The following is a 4,308-nucleotide window of genomic DNA, read 5'->3' as shown; positions in this document are numbered from 1 at the left end:
AGAGGGTGTAATCTCGGCGGAACGGGCGTTACAAGCCCCCGGTAATCACGGGGGCCTTTTGCGGGGGCGGGGGGACGGGGGCCGGTGCCCCCGGGTACCCCGGCAACCGGACCACACGCCGGCATACCCGAACTACACACCCCCGCCCACCCATTGACTTTCGCCAACGATTGTTGGTTGAGTGGCTCATCCACTGAGCCACTGGGGAGGACCGCGTGGAGACACTGCCCCGCGAAACCATCGTCGATGTCCTGGAGGGCCGTCTGCGCGAGGACATTCTCACCGGACGGCACCCGGCCGGGAGCTATCTGCCACCGGAGCGGCAACTCGCGGACGGCTACGGCGTCACCCGCACCACCCTCAAGCACGCGTTCGGCCGCCTCGTGCAGGCAGGCCTGCTCGAGACCCGGCACGGCGTCGGCACCCGAGTGCGCGACTACCTGCGTCTGGGCGGCGCCGATCTGCTCCCCATGCTCGTCCGGCACAGCCCCGACTGGATCGGTGAGATCTTCGAAGTGCGGCGCAGCATCGGCGCCTTGATCGCCGAGCGGGCCGCGGCGCGGGCGACCGACCGGCAACGCGCCGAACTGCGCCGGCTGGTCGAGGCCGTGGGGGAGGCCGAGAACGGAGACGCCGTGCAGCTCGCGGACATCGAGGTGCACCGGGGCCTGGCCCGTGCCACCGGAAACCGGGTCTACGTCCTGCTGACCAACACCCTCTTCAACGCCTATCTGCCGGTGCGCGCGGCGCTCCGGGGTCCGTTCACGGATGCCGCGGTGGCCAGGGCCCGTCTGGAGCCGGTGGTCGACGCCGTCGCCGCCGGCGACCGGGCCGCCGCCCGTCGGGCCGCCGAGGAGTATCTGACGGCGACCGAGCGCATCATGATGGAGGGCCTCACATGAGCGCGGACGCCACCACGCCGAACACGACCGAGCGGGACACCGGAAGGGGCGTCGGCGCACCCGGTCGCGGCACGACCTTCAGCGAGACGATGCTCGGCTCGCTGCGGCTCGACGGCGAGGACGACGCCCGCCGCGTACGGCTCGACCTGAGGGTTTCGGCGGACCGGGTCATGCGCCTGACCGGTACGACCGAGGCCCGCGCGACCGGCCGCATACGGATCGCCGGATGGGCGGACGACACCGGCGCCGAGGGTGAGTTGGAGATCTCGCCGCTCGCTCGGCGCCGTATCCGCTACCGCATCGCGTTCACCGCCCGGGGCCGTCGGCTCACGCTCGACGGCTGGAAGTCCGTGAGTCCGCTGCGACCCGTGGCCTCGATGACCGTACTGCCGTACACCCTGTACGAGAACGGGGAACGGATCGGCACCGGCACGCTGCGATTTCCGGTGACGACACAGCTCGTTCCCTTCCTCGCGAGCTTCCGCTTCCCGCTCCGGGAGGACAAGGACGCGCTCCTCGCGCCCCGTTGGAGCGGTGAGCCGGGCCGTACGGAGGTCTGGTACACCACCGTCACCGACCCGGCGTCCGGCAGCGGTCTGTGGCTCCACCACGAGCTCACCGCACCCGCCGACGGCTCCGCCCCTTTCGCCCACGGCTGGGCCGCGGTGTTCCCCAAGGACGGACCCGTGCGGCACGCCCGCTTCGGCCCCGCGAAGTGGATCCCCGAAGCGGCCGGATTCAGCGCCGACGGAGTCGCCGTGAGACCGGGAAGCCTCACCGGCACGGCGGACGGCGGAGCACTGCGCTGGGACCTCGTCGAACAGCCCCTGGCCGAGCCGCTGTTCACCTTCCCACGCTGGTCCTGGCGGCGACCCCTGCTGCCCGCCGCCCAGATCCTCCCCGCCGCGCGGGCCCGCTACGACGGCACGTTCACGCACGACGACACGACGCTCACGCTCACGGCGGCCCCGGGGGCGTCCGCCCGGATCTACGGTCACGGCAACGCGCGCCGCTGGGCCTGGCTGCACGCCGACCTCGGCGGTGGAGACGTCCTCGAGATCGTCGCCGCCGTCTCCATGCGCCCCGGCCTGCGCCGGCTTCCTCCGCTGGTCTTCCTGCGGCTGCTGCACGACGGCAGCACCTGGCCGCGGCGCCCCGAGCGCCCGGCGGTCGGATGGGCCGGACCGGGGCGCTTCCGCGCCGCCATCGACCTGCCCACCTGGAGGGTCTCCGGCCGCGCGGGACTGCGCCGGATCCGCGTGGAGGTCACCCAGCCGCCGGAGCGTACCCTCGCCCTCGACTACACCGACCCGGACGGCACCCAGGCCGTCTGCCGCAACAGCGAACGAGCCGACGCGCACGTCCTGGTGGAGCGATGGTGGGTCGGAGGCTGGCGGACCGAGGCCGAGTGGACGCTGAACGGTACGGCCCACGCGGAGGTGGGCACGCGATGAGCCTCACCGGCCTGGTGGCCGCCCTCATCGCCGACGACGGCACCGCCGACTGGCCCGCACGCGTCCCCGATCGGCTCGACACGGTCCTCGCCTCCATGCCGCCGGCCGCGCGGACCGGCGTCCGTGCGGCGGCGCACGGCCTGGACACCTACGCCAGAGCGCGGACCGGGCGCGGACTCGCCACCCTCACCCCGTCCGAGCGCCAGTCCGTACTCGACGGGCTCGGCACACACCCCGCGCTCCTGGCGCTGCTCGACGTCGTCAAGGTGCCCGTCCTCCTCGCCGCCGGGACCGAGCGCATGCTCGAACACGGTCCCGCCACGCCCCCACTCACCCGGCAGGACCCGGCGCTCGACTGCACCCCCGCCCGCGCATGGCCGGCCCGCTCCACCGCCGACGCCGTGGTCATCGGCTCCGGCGCGGGTGGCGCGATCGCCGCACGGACCCTCGCGCGGGCCGGGCTCGACGTCGTCGTCCTCGAAGAGGGCCGGCACCACTCCACCGAGTCGTTCGGCCGGAGCACCCCGCTCGACCGGTTCGCGGAGCTCTACCGGAACGGCGGAGCGACCGTCGCCCTCGGCAACCCGCCCCTGCTCCTGCCGGTGGGCCGCGCGGTCGGCGGCACCACGGTGGTCAACTCCGGTACCTGCTACCGCACTCCGGACCACGTCCTCGCCCGCTGGAGCACCGACTTCGGGTTCACCCTCGCCGATGCCTTCGGCCCCCGTCTGGACGAGGCCGAGCGCACACTGAAGGTGGCCACCCAACCCCTGGACGTCCTCGGCAACAACGGCCGGGTCGCACTCGACGGGGCGCGCACCCTGGGCTGGCGGGCCGCACCCCTGCGCCGCAACGCGCCCGGCTGCAAGGGCTCCTGCCAGTGCGTGGTGGGGTGCCCGACCGGCGCCAAACAGAGCGTGCAGCTCTCCGTACTGCCCGACGCCTGCGCCGCGGGGGCCCGCATCGTCACCGGAGCACGGGTGGAGCGCGTCCTCGTCGACGCGGACCGCCCCGGCGGCCCGCGTGCGGCGGGCGTGCGCATACGGCGGGAGGGCGGCGCGATCGAGATCCTCGCGCCCCTCGTGGTCGTCGCCGCGGGCGCCCTGGAGTCACCGCCGCTGCTGCGCCGTTCCGGCCTCGGCCGCCATCCCCGGCTCGGTCACAACCTCAGCGTCCACCCGGCCACGAGCGTCGCCGGCCGCTTCGCGGAACCGGTCACCGCCCGGGAAGGCGTGCTGCAGAGCGTCGGAGTGGAGGAGCACCACCACGAGGGCGTCCTCATCGAAGCCACCGCGACCCCACCGGGCATGGGCTCCTTCGCCCTGCCAGGACTCGGCGACGAACTGCGAGGTGAACTGGAGGGCGCCCACCGCCTGGCTACCCTCGGCGCGATGATCGCCGACCGGCCCTCCGGCCGTGTGCTGGGCCGTGACCGCACCCTGCTGCGCTACGACCTCGACCGCCGCGACGCGGGCCGGCTGATGCGGGCGGTGCGTGCCATGGGCGAGCTGCTCTTCGCCGCGGGCGCCGAGGAAGTGCTCACCGGTATCAGCGCCACGCCTCGCGTCCACAGCCTCGCGCAACTCGACGCCGTCCTGGCCGACACCAGTGCGCGGCAACTCCACCTGTCGGCCTACCACCCCACCGGCACCGTCGCCGCGGGCGCGGACCCGCAGCGCTTCCCGGCGGACGCGACGGGCCGCCTCCGCGGGGTCAGCGGTGTGCTGGTCGCCGATGCCTCCGTACTCCCCGGCTGTCCCGAAGTGAACCCGCAACTCACCATCATGGCCGCGGCCTTGGCGGTCATGGAGGCGCATCTCGGATCGTGAGGGGCGGGACCCGGCGGCAGGCCCGGGGCGGGCGGCCGGACCTCGAGAGAATACGGCCCCCCCCCCCACCCCCGTCACACACCCCAGGCCCCGAGTAAACCCAAAATAACAGAAATGAAACAC

At 73.6% G+C, this 4,308-nt stretch carries 3 protein-coding genes; all 3 read left to right on the top strand.

Annotation, left to right across the window (positions count from 1 at the left end; translation table 11 throughout):
• Positions 1-215 precede the first annotated feature (215 nt).
• Genes ACFW2E_RS20720 through ACFW2E_RS20710 form a run of 3 tightly spaced genes read left to right on the top strand, consistent with a single transcriptional unit; the run spans position 216 to position 4,185 of the window.
• Complete coding sequence (locus ACFW2E_RS20720) at positions 216-902, top strand: FadR/GntR family transcriptional regulator (protein ID WP_384468432.1); 687 nt, start codon at positions 216-218, stop codon at positions 900-902.
• Positions 899-2,356, top strand: a complete 1,458-nt coding sequence (locus tag ACFW2E_RS20715; RefSeq protein WP_384468430.1) for a hypothetical protein — start codon at positions 899-901, stop codon at positions 2,354-2,356. The genes ACFW2E_RS20720 and ACFW2E_RS20715 overlap by 4 nt, the downstream gene beginning before the upstream one ends.
• Positions 2,353-4,185, top strand: a complete 1,833-nt coding sequence (locus ACFW2E_RS20710) for a GMC family oxidoreductase N-terminal domain-containing protein (RefSeq protein WP_384468428.1) — start codon at positions 2,353-2,355, stop codon at positions 4,183-4,185. The genes ACFW2E_RS20715 and ACFW2E_RS20710 overlap by 4 nt, the downstream gene beginning before the upstream one ends.
• Positions 4,186-4,308: the final 123 nt, after the last annotated feature.

The organism is Streptomyces sp. NPDC058964 (genome assembly GCF_042741275.1).
GTDB lineage: Bacteria > Actinomycetota > Actinomycetes > Streptomycetales > Streptomycetaceae > Streptomyces.
This window is presented reverse-complemented; position numbering and strand designations above follow the sequence as displayed.

Bases quoted from the DNA above. Each gene is read 5' to 3' on its own strand.
- ACFW2E_RS20715 (WP_384468430.1), top strand. From the start codon at position 899: ATGAGCGCGGACGCCACCACGCCGAACACGACCGAGCGGGACACCGGA.
- ACFW2E_RS20710 (WP_384468428.1), top strand. From the start codon at position 2,353: ATGAGCCTCACCGGCCTGGTGGCCGCCCTCATCGCCGACGACGGCACC.